We start from the raw sequence: 16,679 nt of genomic DNA, 5'->3' as shown, positions 1-16,679 counted from the left end.
AGCGGTGGTCCTGAGGCAACTCTGTTCGTGACCGAGGGCGCTATGAGCGATCAGGCAAGAATCACCAATAAGAAGGACGGCAGCACCTTTGTACACAACGCTGGTGACACTGTGCTGCGTGCGGCACTGCGTGCCGGCGTAGGGATGAGTTATGAATGCAACTCCGGGGGCTGCGGCGGCTGCAAGTTCGAGTTGATTGAAGGGGAAGTCGATACCCTGTGGGCCGAGGCACCAGGGCTCAGCGAGCGTGACAAGCAGCGCGGGCGGCATCTGGCCTGTCAATGCATACCACGCGGCGACATCACCATTTCCGCGCCCTGCGCGACAGAGTACGCTCCCCCCCGCCCGCCGCAACGCCAGTCCGCGCGCTTGGCCGCGGTGCGGGACATAACGCATGACATCCGCGAATTCCGTTTCGTCGCGGCGGTCGGGGCCAACTTCCTTCCGGGCCAGTATGCAATGCTCGATCTGCCGGGCGTGAACGGCTCGCGAGCCTATTCTCTGTCGAACACGGCGAACGCCTCGTCCGAATGGCACTTCCAGATCCGCCGGGTGCCGCACGGTAGTGGCACCAAGGTCTTGTTCGATCGTCTTGCGAAAGGCGACGAGGTCGGCCTTGATGGACCCTATGGCGTTGCCTATCTACGCACAGACAGCGCGCGCGACCTCGTTTGTGTCGCTGGCGGATCGGGACTGGCACCGATGATTTCCATCGCAAGGGGCGCAGTCGAAGCCGGGATGCTGGGCGAGCGGATGCTGTATTTCTTCTACGGCGCCCGTACGGCGCGCGATGTGTGCGGCGAAGACATGCTGGCGTCCCTGGAAGGGTTTGGTGACCGAATCCGTTTCATTCCGGTCGTCTCCCAGCCGGGCGAGGGCGAGCAATGGACAGGCGCGACCGGTTATGTCCACGCTCAGCTTGAGTGCGTGCTGCCTCAGCCACTCTCTAATTACGAGTTCTATTTCGCTGGTCCGCCTCAGATGACCCAGGCGCTGCAGGAATTGCTGATGATCGGTCATAAGGTCCCTTTCGGGCAGATCCATTTCGATCGCTTCTTCTGAGCGAGGCAGTACCCTTGCCGCATTGGTAACCCCCAATAACAACGAGAGACAAAACCCATGTTGAGAATGAAATTGGCCATCGGGCTTGCAGCCGCCCTGTCGGCAACGATTCCGGTTGCGCATGCGACCGATGTGTTCAACCTTGAGGGTTTCGGTGCCATCTCGCGGGCGATGGGCGGTACGGCTACCGCGCACGACGTCGGGCCCGCTGGCATGCTCACCAACCCGGCGACACTTTCGTTGGAGCAGAGCGATCGCCAATTGATGCTCGGTCTTGATCTCGTCAGCACCGATATCGATGTACTGAATCAGCGTACGGGTGAGCGTGCCAGCTCTGGTTCGCACAGCAACAACCGGGGTCCCTACCTTGCTCCGGCGCTTGCCTTCACGCAGCGCTTCGGGGATCTGGTCATTGGCCTGGGGGCGTTTGCCCGTGGTGGATTGGGGACCGAGTACGGTAGTGGCAGTTTCCTTTCGCGCAGTACCGGAGGGAGCGATACCGGCCTGGATAACTCGAGCCGCCTGCTGGTGCTCGACATCCCGCTGGCCGCCAGTTACCGCGTCACCGAGGCACTTACCGTCGGCGCCAGCGTTGACGCAATCTGGCAAGGGCTGAATCTCGACCTCTTGCTTGGCGCCGACCAGGTCGGCAGTCTGATTACGCAGGGTCGGGCTACAGGGGGGCTGGTTCCCACACTGGGCGGCATTCGCGGGCTGGAAGGCGCGCACTTCAGCCTGACCAAGAACCGGATGCTCGATAGCGGCGTGGATGCGTGGGGTATTTCGGGCCGACTCGGGTTGCTCTACCAACTGACGCCGGCGACGCGTCTGGGGGTGGCCTATACGCTGAAGAGCCGCGTCGGTGATATGGAGGGCGATGCGACATTGACGGCAGTGTCGAGTGCCGGTGGTCACATCCCGCTGAGGGGCAGCATCAAGATTCGGGACTTCCAGACGCCGGCAAAGCTGGATCTTGGCGTCAGCCAGCAACTGACCGAAAGGTGGCGCGTTGCGATGGACGTTTCCCGTGTCTTCTGGAAGGACGCCATGAAGGACATCAAGGTCGCTTTTGTAGCCGACATGGGCGGGAATCTGGACATACGGCTGCCGCAGAACTATCGTGACCAGACGATTGTGGCGCTGGGTACTGCCTACCAGCTGTCGCCGGAATGGACCTTGCGTGCGGGGGCACGTTTCGCCTCGCAGGCCCTGCGCGGGAACACCTTGTTTGCGGTCATCCCGGCCACGCCCACCAAGCACCTTTCGTTCGGTTTCTCATATGCGGTTTCTCCGCGCGATCGCATCGACTTCGCTTACTCCCACGCACTCAGGGAAAAGCTATCGAATGCGACACTGCCGAACACTTCTGCGCCGATCGAGGTCAGACATTCGCAAGACAATGCGACGCTCAATTACACGTTGAGCTTCTGAGCAGACGATTGGTTGAGCAAGTCGAGCGACAAAAGCGAGGCAGACCTCGCTTTTGTCGCTCGACCCGTGTGCATTAGCTTCCTTGACTAGCGTTATGCCTTCATGTCCAAAAATTCACGCTTCGTCATGATTCGGCGAGGGACATCGGTAAAGGGCGTCGAACTTGCAGACGATGACTCGAGCGACGTCATGCGGCAGAAGCTGGCTCGAATCATCCTTGATTCGATGTACCAGTTTCTTGGCTTGCTCGACGTCGAAGGGAATGTGATCGAAATCAACCAGGCCGCGCTCGACGGGGCGGGTCTCAAGTTGGACGAGGTCGTCGGCAAGCCTTTCTGGGAGGCGCGCTGGTGGGCGTCGTCTGAAGAGTCCCGCTGCCGGGTGCGGGCGATGGTCGCTGAGGCTGCCATGGGCCGCTTCGTTCGCTGCGACATCGAGGTCTACGGCGAATCCAGCGGCAGCCGAACGATTGTCGTGGACTTCTCCCTCACGCCCATTTTCGACGATGCGGGGCAGGTCGCCTTCCTCTTGCCCGAGGGGCGCAACATCTCGGAAAAGATTGCGATCGAGGCGGAGCTGACCCGGCGTAACAACGAGGTGCGCGGAGCCCTCGACAAGCTGCTCGAGATCGACGGCTACAAGACCAAATTCTTCGCCAATGTCAGTCACGAATTGCGAACGCCGCTGACCCTGATTCTTGGGCCGGTCAACCAATTACTGCAGTCTTCGAGCGGAATTTCGGCGCGCGAGCATTTCCGCCTGACGACAATCAAGCGTAACGCTCAGGCGCTGCTGCAGCAGGTCAATGATCTTCTGGACTTGGCACGCATCGACGCCGGGGAAATGCCCCTGGTTTACTCGCATACCGACATTGCCGGGGCGCTGCGAGAGGTGGCCGATGGCTTCGTGGGGGTGGCGGAAGAGAGGAAAGTCAGCCTTTCGTTTGCGGGCGAGGAGGCAGTCTACGCTGATGTCGACCGGGCGAAATTCGTTCGAATTGTGCGCAACTTGCTCTCAAACGCATTCAAATTCACCCCCCCAGGAGGGCGGATTCGCTGTTCGGTCGAGCGCTTGCCGGGGGACCGGAGCCTGCTCAGCATTCAGGACAGTGGCCCCGGCGTCCCCGACCACCTGAAACGTCCGATTTTCGATCGTTACGCCCAAGGCGCTGACGAGCTCTCGTCCAAGGGCAGCGGACTCGGGCTCAATATCGTCAAGGAGTTCGTCGAGCTGCATCGCGGCACGATTGCGGTGCTCGACGCGCCCGAGCGCGGCGCGCTGTTCCAGGTCGAGTTGCCGCTTTGCGCACCCTCCGGGGCCTTCGTGCGGACGCGGGATGCTGGTTGGGCGCCAGCACTCCCCAGCGCCGAATTATCGCGGAACAGCGAGCCGCCGAAACTGCCCCAAAAGGCGGGCACTCCGCACATTCTGATCGTGGAAGATAATTCCGACGTACGCCAGTTCCTGTATGACGTTCTGGCCGATGACTATCGGGTGACCCCTGCCGAAAGCGGTCAGGTTGCGCTGGATCTTCTTGCCGCCAATCTGCCCGACCTCATCATTACGGATTTGATGATGCCGGAGATGGACGGGGAACGTTTCGTCCGCGAACTGCGCCGCCGGCAGGCCTCGCACATCCCTGTTCTGGTGCTTTCGGCCCGCGCCGATGATGCGTTGCGCGAGACGCTACTCGAGGAGTTTGTGCAGGATTACCTGACCAAGCCTTTTTCGCCCCAGGAGTTGCGCGCTCGCGTGCGAAACCTGGTGACCGTCAAACGTACGGTTGACATTCTCCAGAAGGAGCTCAACTCGCAGGCATCGGATATCAGTGAGCTGACGAATGGGCTGATCGCTAGCCGTAAGTCACTGCAGGAAGGCCTGCGTGCCTTGCAGATCTCCGAGCGCCGCTGGCTGGGTTTCTACGAAAATACGGCCGTCGGCATTGCTCTGGTGGATGCAGAAGGCAAGATCATGATGGCAAATCCTGCGTTGCAGCAAATGCTGGGCTATGGCCCGCACGAGATATTCGGCGTCTCGCTTGTCGATATCAGCGAGGCGGAGGAAAGGGCGACGACGCGCAAAAAGGTCGGCGACCTGCTCGCGGGACGGCGCGGGAGCTACCAGTTGCAGAAGCGCTATGCGCGCAAGGACGGCAGCTTTCTGTGGTCCAAGGTCTGCGCATCGGTCATTCCGGGTGTCGATCGAGAAGGGCCGAAAATTGCAGTGATCGTCGAAGATCTTTCTGCGCAGAAAGCGGCCGAGGATGCGCTGGCCGCAACGCAGGTCGACCTTGCGCGGGTGTCGCGCTTGACGACGATGGGCGAACTAGTCGCCTCGATCGCCCATGAAGTCAATCAGCCGCTGGCGGCGATCATGACCAACAGTGATGCTGCACTGCGCTGGCTGGAGCGTGAAGAGCCGAATCACGACGAAGTGGTCGCCGCGTTGCAGCGGGTGCGTCGTGATGCTGCCCATGCGGGCAGTGTCATCAGGCGTATCCGTGGTTTCCTGAAGAAAGAGGGCCTGAAGCGGGAACACGTGAATATTCCTGGGATGGTCGATGCTCTCGTGCAGATGCTGCAGCGGACACTGCAGCAGGCGAATGCCCGCGTGCAAGTGCATGTCGCGCCGCAGCTGCCGCAGTTGCTGGGCGATCAGGTGCAGTTGCAGCAGGTGCTGCTTAACCTGTTGATCAATGCGATCGACGCCATGCGCAATCAGGATGGTCGCGCGCGATGCATCGTCGTTGAGGTTCAGCCTGGCGACGATGGGAGCATCCTGTTTTCGGTTGAGGACTCCGGGCCGGGTGTGCCCGTCGAGATTACGCACACAATCTTCGACCCGTTTCATTCGACCAAGAGCGATGGGCTTGGGATGGGATTGGCAATCAGCAGAACGATCGTCGAGAACCATGGCGGGACGCTGTGGCTCGATGCTTCGGCGGCGACAGGTGCGCGCTTCGCGTTCCGCATTCCGGCGCAGACGTCATGAATGCCGTGGCGATTACAACGCCCACGGTCTATGTCGTCGATGACGACGTGTCCGTCCGCGAGTCGTTGAGCAGCCTGCTCCGCGCCGAGGGCATGCGGGTCGAAGTGTTCGCGTCACCACTCGATTTTCTGTCGCTCGAGCGGCTCGAGGACTTCGCCTGCGTGGTGTTGGATGTGCGTATGCCCGGGCTCGACGGCTTATCGCTACAGGATGAACTGGCGCATCGCTGCTGGGACGTGCCGATCATTTTCATTACCGGGCATGGTGACGTGCCGGATGCGGTACGGGCCATGAGGGCTGGTGCGATCGATTTTCTGAAGAAGCCCTTCGAGGATGTCGCCCTCATGCAGTCAATCACCGCCGCGCTTTCCCGCGTGAGCAGTGCATTTCATGAAAGACTGGAAATCGCGGACCTGCAGTCGCGCTACGACCAGCTAACGCCGCGGGAGAAAGAGGTGCTTGTCCTCGCGATGAAGGGCAGTCCGAACAAGGTCATCGCGCTTGACCTGGGGATTTCGGAGAGCACGGTCAAGGTCCATCGCCACAACGTCATGAGCAAGATGCGGTTCCGTTCCTTGCCGGAGCTTGCGCTGGCCGTGCAGCGCTTGAAACAAGAGAGTAACTAGCAGGGTGATGAAAAAGTCCGTGAACGACCTGATGAGCTGCTTGTCATAGAAACGTCTCCAGATCCCTTGTACAGCAACGATGCGCGGCCAACTCGACCCCCAGTCCTCGATATTCCACTACCTCTCGCCGGAATCGCGTGTGCCGACGGATCATCCGCTGAGACGGGTGAAGCGTTTGGCGGACCGTGCCCTGGCCGCTATTTCTGCGGAGTTGGACGCGTTGTATTCGTCGGTCGGCCGCCCGTCGATTCCGCCGGAGCGACTGCTCAAGGCGCAATTGCTGATCGCGCTGTATTCGGTTCGTTCGGACCGGCAGTTCTGTGAGCAACTCGACTACAACATTCTGTTCCGCTGGTTCCTCGACATGGATCTCGAGAGCCCGACGCTGGATCAGTCGAACTTCAGCCGACTTCGTGAGCGCCTCGTGGCGACCGACGTGGCCCGCCGCTTTTTCGACGAGGTCGTCAATCTGGCCCGAAAGCAGAAGCTGCTGTCTTCGGACCACTTCACCATGGATGGGACGCTGATCGATGCCTGGGCCTCATTCAAGAGTTTCAAGCCCAAGGATGGCACCCCGCCCAAGGACGGCGATGACGGCACTGGGATGGTCGACTTCAAAGGCGAGAAGCGCTCGAACGCCACGCATCAAAGCACGACCGATCCCGAGTCCCGACTCATGAGAAAAGGCAACGGTCAGCCGGCCAAGTTCAGCTATGGCGGGCATGTGCTCATGGAGAATCGCAATGGGCTGTGCGTCGATATCCTCATCACGGAATCGACCCAGGCCGAGCATCGTGCCGCACGTCAGCTGCTCACTCGCGCACGACGACGGCACATTCACCCCAAGACGCTCGGCGCCGACAAGGGCTACCACGTGAAGGAGTTTGTCGGGCACTTGCGCGAGCATCTGGTGCGACCGCACATCGCACGCATCAAGGATCGGAAGGCACCCGGCCTCGATGGACGAACTACCCGGACCAAGGGCTACCGAGTCAGCCAGCGCAAGCGAAAGCGCGTCGAGGAGATCTTCGGTTGGCTGAAGACGATCGGCGGATTGCGAAAGACCCGTTTCATCGGCCAGGCGAAGACGCAGATGGCGGCCTTCATTTCCGGTGCCGCATACAACTTGCTCCGAATCGCGAAGTTGAGCGTTTCGGAGGTGAAGGCATGAACGGGCATGAACGGGCATGAACGGGCATGAACGCAGGCGCGCAATAGGAGCTCTGCGGTCGCCGTTGTGGCCAAAAGGGCAATTCGAACGTGGTGCGAAAGCCATTCCGGAGAACGATGTCACGATGAAATTCGACCTGAACCTCATTGTTGGCGCAGTGCCGCCGGACTCTGCATCAGCCTGCTAACTTTCCGGCTGCGCTCGGGCTTACGGCCCGCCGGGTTTGGGTGGTAACAGCGCGCCGACAACCTCTCGCCGTGAGAGGCTGTCGGCGTGCATTTCGCAGGCCGCGGCTGGGCGCGGCGGCAATCGGTCAGAACGGGTAGGGGCGCGGCGCGTGCTGCAGCGTGATCCACTGCGCGCGGGTGAACTCCTCGATCGCCCATTCGCCGTTGAAGCGGCCCATGCCGGAGTTCTTCTCGCCACCGAACGGCGCGTTCGGCTGGTCGTCCAGGGTCATGTCGTTGATGTGCGTCATGCCGACCACGATGCCACGGGCAAAGCGCACGCCGCGCTCGAGGTTGGCGGTGAACACCGCGCTCGACAGGCCGTATTCGGACTGGTTGGCCAGTTCCAGCGCGTGCGCCTCGTCGCGCGCCTTGATGATCGGCAGCACCGGGCCGAAGGTCTCGTCGATGGCGATGGACCACGTCGGGTCGACATCGGCGAAGACATGCGGCGGGACGATGTTGCCCTGGGCCTCGCCGCCCACCACCAGGCGGGCGCCATCGCGCTTGGCACGCTCGATGCGAGCGAGCACGTCGTCGCGCTGCTTCGCGTTGATCAGCGGGCCGATGACGGTGGCGGGGTCGGCCGGATCGCCGAACTTCAGCCCCTCGACGCGCTGCTTCACCTCGGCCACGAAGGCGTCGTACACCTTGGCGTCGACGATGACGCGGTTGGTGCTCATGCAGATCTGGCCCTGGTGCAGGAAGCGGCCGACCACGGCGGCGTTGGCGGCGACGGCGATGTCGGCGTCGTCGAGCACGACCAGCGGCGCATTGCCGCCGAGTTCCAGCGCGACGCGCTTGATGTGGCGACCGCCGGTGGCCAGGCGACCGACGCTGCGGCCGACTTCGGTCGAGCCGGTGAAGGAGATCAGGCTCGGCACCGCGTGGTCGACGAAGTGGTCGCCGATCTCGCTACCGGCGCCGACGACGACGTTGAACAGTCCGGCGGGCAGGCCGGCCTCCTCGTAGATCTTCGCCAGCAGCAGGCCGCCGGTGACCGGCGTGTCGCTGGCGGGCTTCACCACGACGGCATTGCCCAGCGCCAGCGCCGGCGCCACCGAACGGGCGGTGAGGTGGAAGGGGAAGTTCCACGGGCTGATGACGCCCACCACGCCGAGCGGCGAGCGATAGACACGGCTTTCCTGGTTCGGCACGCCGGCGGCGAGGATGCGGCCCTCGACGCGGCTGGGGAAGGTCGCCGACTCCATCGTGATGCGGCGTGCGCTGTCCCACTCGATCAGCGCCTTCAGGCGCGTGCTGCCCGATTCGCGCACGATCCATTCCTGCACTTCGGCGGCGCGGGCGACGAGGAGGTCGGCAGCGCGGCGGATGACGTCGGCGCGCTCCTCGGGCAGGCGTGCGGCCCATTCGCGCTGGGCGCGGGCGGCGGCGGCATAGGCGTCATCCACGTCGGCGACGTTGGCCAGGCGGATGTCGGCCAGCTGTTCGCCGTTGAACGGGTTGGTGTCGACCAGGCGGCGCTCGGAGCGCCCGGCGCGCCATTGGCCGGCGATCGGCTGCAGGTCGAAACCGGTGTAGGCGGGGGGATTCTGGGTCGTCATGAGGTTGCGCTCCGTATTCAGATGTTGATGCCGCACTTGCCCGGGGCGAGGATGCCGTTCGGGTCGAGGGCGCGCTTGAGGGTGCGTTCGAGATCGCGTTTGACCGGGCCGTAGGACTGGGCCACGCGCTCCTGGAAGGCCGTGTTGACGCGGTACACCGCGTAGCCTTCCTTCTCGAACTCGTCGAGCAGTTCGCTGAAGCAGGCGTTGGCGCGCGCGGTCTCTTCGGGGTTGCTGCGGTCGAACAGCACGTCGATGACGTGGTGCATGTCGCGCCAGCCGACGATGAACTCACCCACGTAGTCGAGGCCGTGCTTGTTGAGGATGGTCTTGGCGAGCTTCATCTGCTTCTCGCACTCGCTGCCGCGCGCCTGGCTGACGGGGGCGAACCACATCGAGCCACCGCCTCCGCGCCAGTTGTAGAGGCCGAATTCCTGCAGGTTGGGCACGCCGGACATCAGCTGCGCGCGGTACTTGAAGGGCTGGGTGTCGCCCGCGTCCTCCTGGGTGATGATGCGGCCCTTGCCGGCCTTCTTGATCACGTCGGTGACGATCTTCCAGTTCACCTCGACCTGCTCGGGCGTGCCGTACAGGGCGGCATACACGTTCCAGGCCCCGAGGTGCTTGTCCTTCTGGATCTGCTTGAGCACCGAATCCGGCGTGGCGCCCGGGGTGCTCATGTAGTCGGAGCGGCGGGTATTGCAGGTGGCGGCTTCCCACAGCGTGCCGGCGATCACCACCGAGTTCGGAATGATCTGGGCGATGCGCAGCGGGCGCAGCATCTCGACGATGTCGCTGATGTCGGACTCTTCGTCGAACTGGATCTCGAAGGGCTTGAACACCGGTGGCTTGGGCATCAGCCAGAAGCCCATCTTGGTGCAGATGCCGTAGTTCGACTGCGTGAACATGCCGTCGAGGGTCGGGCCGTAGCCCCACTTGAACACCTGCCAGGCCTTGTCGCCCTTGACCGAACCCATGCCAGTGCGCAGCACTTCGCCGTTGGGCAGCACGACTTCCATGCCGCACTGCATCAGGAAGTGCTCGCCATACGGGGTGTAGCCCACGCCGCGATCCATGGTGTTGCCGAGCGGGCCGGCAATCGCCGACGGTGCCGAGAACGACAGCATCAGCGGCAGCTTGTTCTCCTCGATGTAGTCGTAGAGCTGCTGGTAGGTGACGCCGGGTTCGACCAGCGCAGTGCACAGCTCGGGGTCGACGTGGAGGATCTTGTTCATCAGTCGCAGGTCGAGGATGACCTGGCCGCGCTCGACCGGGGCGGCCGAGCCGTAGCCGAAGTTGCGGCCGGTGGAGATCGTCCAGATCGGCACCTTGTAGGTGTTGCAGACGCGGACGATGGCCTGGATCTGCTCGACGGTGGTGGCCAGCAGCACGGCCGACGCGGCGTGCTCGGCGGTATCGACCGCCATCATGATCTTGCCGTAGGGCAGCAGCTTGTCGGCGGTGGTCAGCACCTTGTCGGCGCCGAGGATGGCGGTGAATTCCTGGATGGCTGCATCGAAATCACGCTCGGAGACGTTTTTCGGCAGGACGCTGTACTTGCTCATGAGGGCTCCGTTCAGATGATGCAGGTGAAGGACATGTAGGAGATGCCGTCCGGCGTGTAGGCGGCGCCGGCTGCGCCGTCGTCTGCGGCGCCAGCAAGCAGCGCGGGCTGGCTGTGTGCCTGCGCGACCGCCAGTTCGCCAATCCGTGCGGCCCAGCCGGCGGCGCCGGCTTCGGCACTGAGGCGGTGATGGCTCATCGTGAGGACGCTGCCTCCCGCGTCGCGAATGCGGTCGAGTACCAGCATTGCGGTGGCCGAGTCGGTCAGGCCGACGATGGCCGTTGCCTCGCCGGCCGCGGAGGCGTGCAGAGCGGTGAGTGCGGCCGGGTTGCGGTCGCCGATCGCGTGGGGTGGCAGCAGGGTCGCCGTCGTTCCGGCGGTTGCGCGCTCGACGCCACGCACGAAGGCGGCATCAAGAGGATGTCCGGCGGTGACCGGCAGCACGCGCTGCCTATGCGGGGAAGCCGCGCCGGGGGAGCCCGACCGGGCCCCGTCGCCGGCGTGGGCCGCCGCTGCGATGGGGGCAGCGACGCCCGCCGCTGCGATCGATTTCAGTACTTCGCGTCGCTTGGCATTCATGGCTTTGATCTCCATCAATTCCTGGCGGCGCTCTTCGACAGATACTCCGCGACCGCCTGCAGCGTGTCGTCGTCGACGTCGGTCACGCGAAAGGCTGGCATCGCGTTCAGGCCCGAACGCGCGATCGTCGTGAAGATGGCCGGGGGCAGGCCACGGCCGAGCAGCACGGGACCGATGCCGGCCTCGTGGCAGCGGGCACAGACCTTCTCGTAGAAGCGGCGTCCCTTGTCCTGGTCGGCTGCCGTGCCGGCGGCCTGTGCCGAGGCGGCGAAGCCGAGCGCGAGCAGGATGGCGCCACCTGCCGCGCGCAGGGCAGAGTGCGGTTTGAAAGCGTTCAAGTTCTTGTCCTCTGTTCAGGGGCAATGGCTGGCGGCCGCCGGACATGGGGTCGCGACAAGCCGAACCGGCCAGGCGGTCGTAATGGGGTTTTTTTGTTATGGGATGACTTCGTCGGAAGTGCAACGAAGACAGGGCCGAGCGAGACTGCGCGACGCTTCGTTCGCGTCACGGCGTCCTGATACTGCAGGTGCTGCAGTGGAACGTCCCTGAGGGCAGGGGATGCTTTTGACAGGCCTGCCGGGATAAGACTCTAACGGCGGCCTTTCAGCCAAACAATATCGTTTTCTGGGTTAATTTGACCGTTTATTGGGTGAATGGGCGGCGTCTCTGCCCTCAGCCCGGGTGCGCACCCAGCGCACGATGTCGGCGGTGCCCATCGCACCGGCCTGGCGCGCGACCTCGCGTCCGCCGCGGAACAACACCAGTGTCGGGATGCTGCGGATAGCGAAGCGCACGGCGATGGCCTGTTCGGCTTCGGTGTCGAGCTTCGCGACCCGGACCTGCGGCTCGAGCTGGCGGGCAGCCTCGGCGAAGGCGGGCGCCATCATCCGGCAAGGGCCACACCACGGCGCCCAGAAGTCCACCAGCACCGGAATGTCGTTGCGACCGATATGGCGGTCGAAGCTGGCGGCAGTCAGTTCCAGCGGTTCGGCGCGGAACACCGGCTGCTTGCATTTGCCGCAGGCCGGCGCGTCCGTCAGGCGGTCGGCGGGGATACGATTGACGGCATCGCAGTGCGGACAGACGAGGTGAAGAGCGTCGCTCATGCCGGGGCTCCTTTGATCAGGTTCTGCTCATGTATGGCCGCCGGCCGGGGATTCAAGAGGCCGTGCGAACCTTGGGGCCGATCCGTGTCCAATCCTCAGTCACCCTTCAGGAGCCCGTGCCCATGAATTCTCCCCGCATTGTCGTGATGGCCGGCAGCAGCCGGCGCGAGGCGCTGTCGCGCAAGGTGGCCGCTGCGTGTGTCGCGCCGCTGGCGGCAGCTGGCGCCGACGTCGACCTGGTGGAACTGGCCGATCATCCTGCGCCGCTCTACAACGGCGATCTCGAGGTGGAGTCAGGGTTGCCCGAGGGCATCGTCAGCCTGCAGCGGCGACTGGCGGCCGCTGACGGGCTGCTGGTGGTGAATCCGGAATACAACGGCTCGATCACCCCGCTGCTCAAGAATGCGCTCGACTGGTGTTCGCGGCCCAACCCGGCGGACCGTGCGCGCTCGGGCGGCGCGGTGTATGCGGGGCGCGCCGCGGCAGTGGTCGGCACCTCGCCGGGGGCGCTCGGCGGCATGCGCGTGCTGTTCCACGTGCGCGACATCCTCGGCTATCTGGGCATGCAGGTGATCCCTCAGCAGCTCGCGATCGGCAAGGCGGGCGAGGCGGTCGGCGACGATGGGTGCCTGCGCGATCCGGCGCAGCGCGAAGCGCTCGACAAGCTGGCGCAGGCGCTGGTGGATACCGCGCGACGGCTGCGTCGTTGAGGCGCCTCAGCCGGCCTTGTCCGGTCCGTCCCGCATGGCGCGCACCAGCGCGCGTGCCTGGTCGAACACCTGTTCCGCCTGGGTGGGCTCGAAGTCGCTCGCATAGCGCTTCTTGACGCCCTGCTCGTTGAGCAGCACGTGTCGCGTGGGGCTGACGCCGCGCTGCGCCAGGCTGCTGCGGGTGCATTCGAGCACGCAGCCGTCGAGGGCGAGGATCGGCCGGCCCGATTGCGCGATCTTCACCAGGTGCGGCACGTTGCCGCCGACGCCGGCAATGCAGGACATTTCGGCCTCGCCTTCGTGGTCGAGCCGCAACGCCACGTGGTTGGCCAGCTGCGCGGCGCTGGAGCAACCGGAGCAGGCATAGACGAGCGGCAGGTCGGGGTGGCGGCCGGACATGGCGGGCGTTCCTGGCGAAGACTGAAAGGCGATTGTCCTTCGCCCCGCCATGCGCCGCCTTGGCGCGGATCAAGTGGCGCGACGCTCGCCCGCCGACGCGCATCCGCGACGCGCTTGCGTTCAGGTGCTCCAGATGACCGGCGTTTCTTCCTTCAGCGAAGCTTCCATCATGTCCAGCAGCGGCCAGGCACGTTGGGCGAGCCCGACCGGGGCCGCCATGCCGCTGCGGCCGGCCTCGCGGTCGGCGGCCTCATCGTCGGCCGAGCGCTGGCGCTCCAGCTCGGCCTGACGCGCGCGGTCTTCCTCGATGGCCGCGCGCAGGCGGGCGATGGCGCCAGGCAGCTGGTCGACGGTGACGATGCCCTGGGTGTCGGCCGGATCCTTGCCGATCGTCCCGATGAGCTTCTTCGCTGGTTCGCCCAGCATCAGAACGTCGGCGCTGGCCGCGGACTTGAAGGTGTACAGCATGCAGGTCTCCTTGTCGGGCGGCGGGCTTACAGGCCCTTGACCGCGTAGATGCCCGGCGCGTTGCGCCAGTAGCCCTTGTAGTCCATGCCGCAGCCGAACAGGAAGCGGTCGGCGATGTCGAGGCCGCTGAAGTCGGCCCGCATTCCCGGGTATGCCTTGCGGTCGTGCAGCTTGTGGACCAGCACGGCCGACAGCACTTCGGCGGCGCCTTCGTCCTTCAGGTGCTCGATGATGGCCTTCAGCGTGTGACCCTCGTCGAGGATGTCGTCCAGCACCAGCACGGTGCGGCCGCGCAGGTCCTGCGTGGGGCGCACGCGCCAGTCGAGCAGGGTGCCCTGCAGCGCATGGCCGTAGCGGGTGGCGTGCAGGTAGGCGACTTCGAGCGGGAAGGGCAGGCGCGGAAGGATGCGGCCGGCGAGGATCAGGCCGCCGTTCATGACCGCGTAGACCAGCGGGTTGCGGTCGGCCAGGCGGGCGGTGATGGCTTCGGCCATGCGGTCGAGCGCCGCCTCCACGGTGGCATCGTCGGCGAGGCAGTCGGCCTCGGCCATGGCGCGTTTGATCTGTTCGAGGTCTTGGGACATGTCGATGGCCGCGGGCCGGGCGCCCTGCGCGTGTTCGGGCCCGCCATTTTAGCGCCTAACGCGGCGCGGAATTTGCGGCTTGTGCGCTTGTGCGCGGGACATCGGCGCGGTAAAAGAGGCGCTCATCGTCCCCTCGCCCGGAATCCGCCATGCCCATCCACGAAATCCGCCATCCGCTCGTGCGCCACAAGATCGGCCTGATGCGCGAGGCCGACATCAGCACCAAGAAATTCCGCGAACTGACTGCCGAGATCGCGCGCCTGCTGGCCTACGAGGCATGCAAGGATTTTCCGATGGAGACGGTCGAGATCCAGGGCTGGGCCGGGCCGGTGCAGATCGAGCAGATCAAGGGCAAGAAGGTCACCGTGGTGCCGATCCTGCGCGCGGGGCTGGGCATGCTCGACGGCGTCCTCGACATGATGCCGAGCGCCAAGGTCAGCGTGGTGGGCATCGCCCGTGACGAGGAGACCCTGCAGCCCGAGCCGTATTTCGAGAAGTTCGTCGGCCAGCTGGGCGAACGCATGGCCCTGATCATCGACCCGATGCTGGCCACCGGCGGTTCGATGGTGGCCACGGTCGACATGCTCAAGCGCAAGGGTTGCACCCAGGTGCGTGCGCTGGTGCTGGTGGCGGCGCCCGAAGGCATCGCGCTGATGAACGAGAAGCACCCCGACGTCGAGATCTTCACCGCGAGCATCGACAGCCATCTCAACGAGCACGGCTACATCATTCCCGGGCTGGGCGACGCGGGCGACAAGATCTTCGGCACCCGCCACAACTGACTTGCGGCACGCGGCGGCGTGCCACCCCCCCTTTCCCTCAAAACGATAATGCCCCGCCGGCCGGCGCCGGTGCCAAGGGGCGGAGAACGACCATGCGTGAAGTCCCGATCGAGTCGCCCGAGCCGTTGTGGCGGCAGGCCATTTCCGGCGCCCAGATCCTGTTCGTCGCTTTCGGCGCGCTGGTGCTGGTGCCCCTGCTCACCGGCCTCAATCCGAGCCTGGCCCTGCTCGGCGCCGGCGTCGGCACCCTGTTGTTCCAGCTCGTCACCGGTCGCCAGGTACCGATCTTCCTCGGCTCCAGCTTCGCTTTCATCGCGCCGATCATCTTCAGCATCCAGACCTGGGGCGTACCGGCCACGATGGGCGCGCTGGCCTGTGTCTCGCTGATGTATTTCCTGTTCGCCGGCCTGGTGTGGAAGCATGGCGCGGAGATCGTCCACCGCTACATGCCGCCGGTCGTGGTAGGGCCGATCATCATGATCATCGGTCTTTCGCTGGCTGCGGTCGGCGTCAACATGGCGATGGGCCGCAGCGGCGACGGCAAGCTCGAGCTGGTGCCCTACGCGACCGCGCTGACGGTGGCGGGGATCGCCTTCGGCACCACGGTGCTGGTGGCGGTATTCGCGCGCGGCTTCTTCAGGCTGGTGCCGATCCTGGCCGGCGTGGGCGCGGGCTACATCGCCGCGATCCTGTTCGGGCTGGTCGATTTCGGCAAGGTGGCCGAGGCGCCCTGGTTCTCGATGCCCAGTTTCGTGGCGCCGAGCTTCGAGCTGGCCGCGATCCTGTTCATGCTGCCGGTGGCCTTGGCGCCGGCGATCGAACACGTGGGCGACGTGCTGGCCATCGGCGGCGTCACCGGCAAGGACTACACCGAGAAGCCCGGCCTGCACCGCACGCTGGCGGGCGACGGCCTGGGCGTGCTGTTCGCCGGCATGGTCGGCGGGCCGCCGATCACCACCTACTCGGAAGTGACCGGTGCGGTGACCCTGACCCGGAATTTCAACCCGGCGATCATGACCTGGGCGGCGGTGCTGGCGATCATCATGGCCTTCTTCGGCAAGTTCAACGCGCTGCTGGCGACGATTCCCGCGCCGGTGATGGGCGGCATCATGATGCTGATGTTCGGCTCGGTGGCCAGCGTGGGCCTGAACACCCTGATCAAGGCGCGAGTCGATCTGGACGAGCCACGCAACCTCGTGATCGTGTCCGCAGTGCTGGTGATGGGGATCGGCGGCCTGGCGCTGAACTTCGACGGCATGACCCTGCAGGGGGTGAGCCTGTGCGGCGTGGTCGCCGTACTGCTCAACCTCGTGCTGCCCGCTGCGAAATCGCGCGGCTGAGCGCGCCGAGCAGCCGTCCCAGCACGGGGGCGGCCACGGGCAGCAGCGCCGCCAGCGGGCGGCCCCGCGCCTGG

The 16,679-nt window shown here is 64.7% G+C and carries 16 protein-coding genes; 8 read left to right on the top strand and 8 right to left on the bottom strand.

Annotated features, from left to right (window positions below):
- Positions 1-42 precede the first annotated feature (42 nt).
- The 5 genes from C664_RS16375 to C664_RS16355 all read left to right on the top strand — a co-directional run bounded on the left by C664_RS16375 (position 43) and on the right by C664_RS16355 (position 7,281).
- Positions 43-1,062, top strand: coding sequence for a 2Fe-2S iron-sulfur cluster-binding protein (locus C664_RS16375; protein WP_038012162.1), 1,020 nt, complete (start codon positions 43-45; stop codon positions 1,060-1,062).
- A gap of 57 nt (positions 1,063-1,119) precedes the next feature.
- A complete protein-coding gene (locus tag C664_RS16370; RefSeq protein ID WP_004264348.1) occupies positions 1,120-2,493 on the top strand; it encodes an OmpP1/FadL family transporter in 1,374 nt (457 codons plus the stop codon).
- Positions 2,494-2,682: 189 nt separating this feature from the next.
- Positions 2,683-5,484 (top strand): ATP-binding protein, encoded by a 2,802-nt coding sequence (locus C664_RS16365; protein ID WP_004264346.1) that lies wholly within the window; start codon positions 2,683-2,685, stop codon positions 5,482-5,484.
- Positions 5,481-6,110 (top strand): response regulator transcription factor, encoded by a 630-nt coding sequence (locus C664_RS16360; protein ID WP_004264327.1) that lies wholly within the window; start codon positions 5,481-5,483, stop codon positions 6,108-6,110. The genes C664_RS16365 and C664_RS16360 overlap by 4 nt, the downstream gene beginning before the upstream one ends.
- A 79-nt stretch (positions 6,111-6,189) precedes the next feature.
- Positions 6,190-7,281, top strand: a complete 1,092-nt coding sequence (locus tag C664_RS16355; protein ID WP_038012158.1) for an IS5 family transposase — start codon at positions 6,190-6,192, stop codon at positions 7,279-7,281.
- A 313-nt stretch (positions 7,282-7,594) separates the two neighbouring features.
- On the opposite strand, the gene C664_RS16350 is transcribed toward C664_RS16355, so the two are convergent.
- From C664_RS16350 to trxC, 5 genes are all read right to left on the bottom strand, one after another.
- Positions 7,595-9,073 (bottom strand): aldehyde dehydrogenase family protein, encoded by a 1,479-nt coding sequence (locus C664_RS16350; RefSeq protein WP_004264321.1) that lies wholly within the window; start codon positions 9,071-9,073, stop codon positions 7,595-7,597.
- A gap of 17 nt (positions 9,074-9,090) precedes the next feature.
- Positions 9,091-10,638, bottom strand: a complete 1,548-nt coding sequence (locus C664_RS16345) for an FAD-binding oxidoreductase (RefSeq protein ID WP_004264318.1) — start codon at positions 10,636-10,638, stop codon at positions 9,091-9,093.
- 11 nt (positions 10,639-10,649) lie between these two features.
- Positions 10,650-11,216, bottom strand: coding sequence for a hypothetical protein (locus C664_RS16340; RefSeq protein WP_157354197.1), 567 nt, complete (start codon positions 11,214-11,216; stop codon positions 10,650-10,652).
- A 14-nt stretch (positions 11,217-11,230) separates the two neighbouring features.
- Complete coding sequence (locus C664_RS16335) at positions 11,231-11,554, bottom strand: c-type cytochrome (RefSeq protein ID WP_004264312.1); 324 nt, start codon at positions 11,552-11,554, stop codon at positions 11,231-11,233.
- Positions 11,555-11,845: 291 nt separating this feature from the next.
- On the bottom strand, positions 11,846-12,322 hold the full coding sequence (trxC, locus tag C664_RS16330) for a thioredoxin TrxC (RefSeq protein ID WP_004264309.1): 477 nt from the start codon (positions 12,320-12,322) through the stop codon (positions 11,846-11,848).
- A gap of 122 nt (positions 12,323-12,444) precedes the next feature.
- On the opposite strand from trxC, the gene C664_RS16325 reads away from it, so the two are divergent.
- Entirely contained in the window at positions 12,445-13,032 is a 588-nt protein-coding gene (locus C664_RS16325; protein ID WP_004264306.1) for an NADPH-dependent FMN reductase, read from the top strand.
- 6 nt (positions 13,033-13,038) lie between these two features.
- Here C664_RS16325 and C664_RS16320 read toward each other — a convergent pair whose 3' ends face one another.
- From C664_RS16320 to C664_RS16310, 3 genes are all read right to left on the bottom strand, one after another.
- Positions 13,039-13,431, bottom strand: coding sequence for a putative zinc-binding protein (locus C664_RS16320; RefSeq protein ID WP_004264305.1), 393 nt, complete (start codon positions 13,429-13,431; stop codon positions 13,039-13,041).
- 120 nt (positions 13,432-13,551) lie between these two features.
- Positions 13,552-13,899, bottom strand: coding sequence for a DUF1840 domain-containing protein (locus tag C664_RS16315; RefSeq protein WP_004264302.1), 348 nt, complete (start codon positions 13,897-13,899; stop codon positions 13,552-13,554).
- 26 nt (positions 13,900-13,925) lie between these two features.
- Positions 13,926-14,483, bottom strand: coding sequence for a hypoxanthine-guanine phosphoribosyltransferase (locus C664_RS16310; RefSeq protein WP_004264299.1), 558 nt, complete (start codon positions 14,481-14,483; stop codon positions 13,926-13,928).
- Positions 14,484-14,632: 149 nt separating this feature from the next.
- Here C664_RS16310 and upp point away from each other — a divergent pair, with 149 nt between their 5' ends.
- Both upp and C664_RS16300 read left to right on the top strand, forming a co-directional pair.
- Positions 14,633-15,265, top strand: coding sequence for a uracil phosphoribosyltransferase (gene upp, locus C664_RS16305; protein ID WP_004264284.1), 633 nt, complete (start codon positions 14,633-14,635; stop codon positions 15,263-15,265).
- A gap of 92 nt (positions 15,266-15,357) precedes the next feature.
- A complete protein-coding gene (locus tag C664_RS16300; protein WP_004264281.1) occupies positions 15,358-16,605 on the top strand; it encodes a uracil-xanthine permease family protein in 1,248 nt (415 codons plus the stop codon).
- Positions 16,606-16,679 lie beyond the last annotated feature (74 nt).

This window comes from Thauera sp. 63 (genome assembly GCF_000310165.2).
Lineage (GTDB): Bacteria > Pseudomonadota > Gammaproteobacteria > Burkholderiales > Rhodocyclaceae > Thauera > Thauera humireducens.
This window is presented reverse-complemented; position numbering and strand designations above follow the sequence as displayed.

Bases quoted from the DNA above. Each gene is read 5' to 3' on its own strand.
- C664_RS16375 (WP_038012162.1), top strand. From the start codon at position 43: ATGAGCGATCAGGCAAGAATCACCAATAAGAAGGACGGCAGCACCTTT.
- C664_RS16370 (WP_004264348.1), top strand. From the start codon at position 1,120: ATGTTGAGAATGAAATTGGCCATCGGGCTTGCAGCCGCCCTGTCGGCA.
- C664_RS16365 (WP_004264346.1), top strand. From the start codon at position 2,683: ATGCGGCAGAAGCTGGCTCGAATCATCCTTGATTCGATGTACCAGTTT.
- C664_RS16360 (WP_004264327.1), top strand. From the start codon at position 5,481: ATGAATGCCGTGGCGATTACAACGCCCACGGTCTATGTCGTCGATGAC.
- C664_RS16355 (WP_038012158.1), top strand. From the start codon at position 6,190: ATGCGCGGCCAACTCGACCCCCAGTCCTCGATATTCCACTACCTCTCG.
- C664_RS16350 (WP_004264321.1), bottom strand. From the start codon at position 9,073: ATGACGACCCAGAATCCCCCCGCCTACACCGGTTTCGACCTGCAGCCG.
- C664_RS16345 (WP_004264318.1), bottom strand. From the start codon at position 10,638: ATGAGCAAGTACAGCGTCCTGCCGAAAAACGTCTCCGAGCGTGATTTC.
- C664_RS16340 (WP_157354197.1), bottom strand. From the start codon at position 11,216: ATGAATGCCAAGCGACGCGAAGTACTGAAATCGATCGCAGCGGCGGGC.
- trxC (WP_004264309.1), bottom strand. From the start codon at position 12,322: ATGAGCGACGCTCTTCACCTCGTCTGTCCGCACTGCGATGCCGTCAAT.
- C664_RS16325 (WP_004264306.1), top strand. From the start codon at position 12,445: ATGAATTCTCCCCGCATTGTCGTGATGGCCGGCAGCAGCCGGCGCGAG.
- C664_RS16320 (WP_004264305.1), bottom strand. From the start codon at position 13,431: ATGTCCGGCCGCCACCCCGACCTGCCGCTCGTCTATGCCTGCTCCGGT.
- C664_RS16315 (WP_004264302.1), bottom strand. From the start codon at position 13,899: ATGCTGTACACCTTCAAGTCCGCGGCCAGCGCCGACGTTCTGATGCTG.
- C664_RS16310 (WP_004264299.1), bottom strand. From the start codon at position 14,483: ATGTCCCAAGACCTCGAACAGATCAAACGCGCCATGGCCGAGGCCGAC.
- upp (WP_004264284.1), top strand. From the start codon at position 14,633: ATGCCCATCCACGAAATCCGCCATCCGCTCGTGCGCCACAAGATCGGC.
- C664_RS16300 (WP_004264281.1), top strand. From the start codon at position 15,358: ATGCGTGAAGTCCCGATCGAGTCGCCCGAGCCGTTGTGGCGGCAGGCC.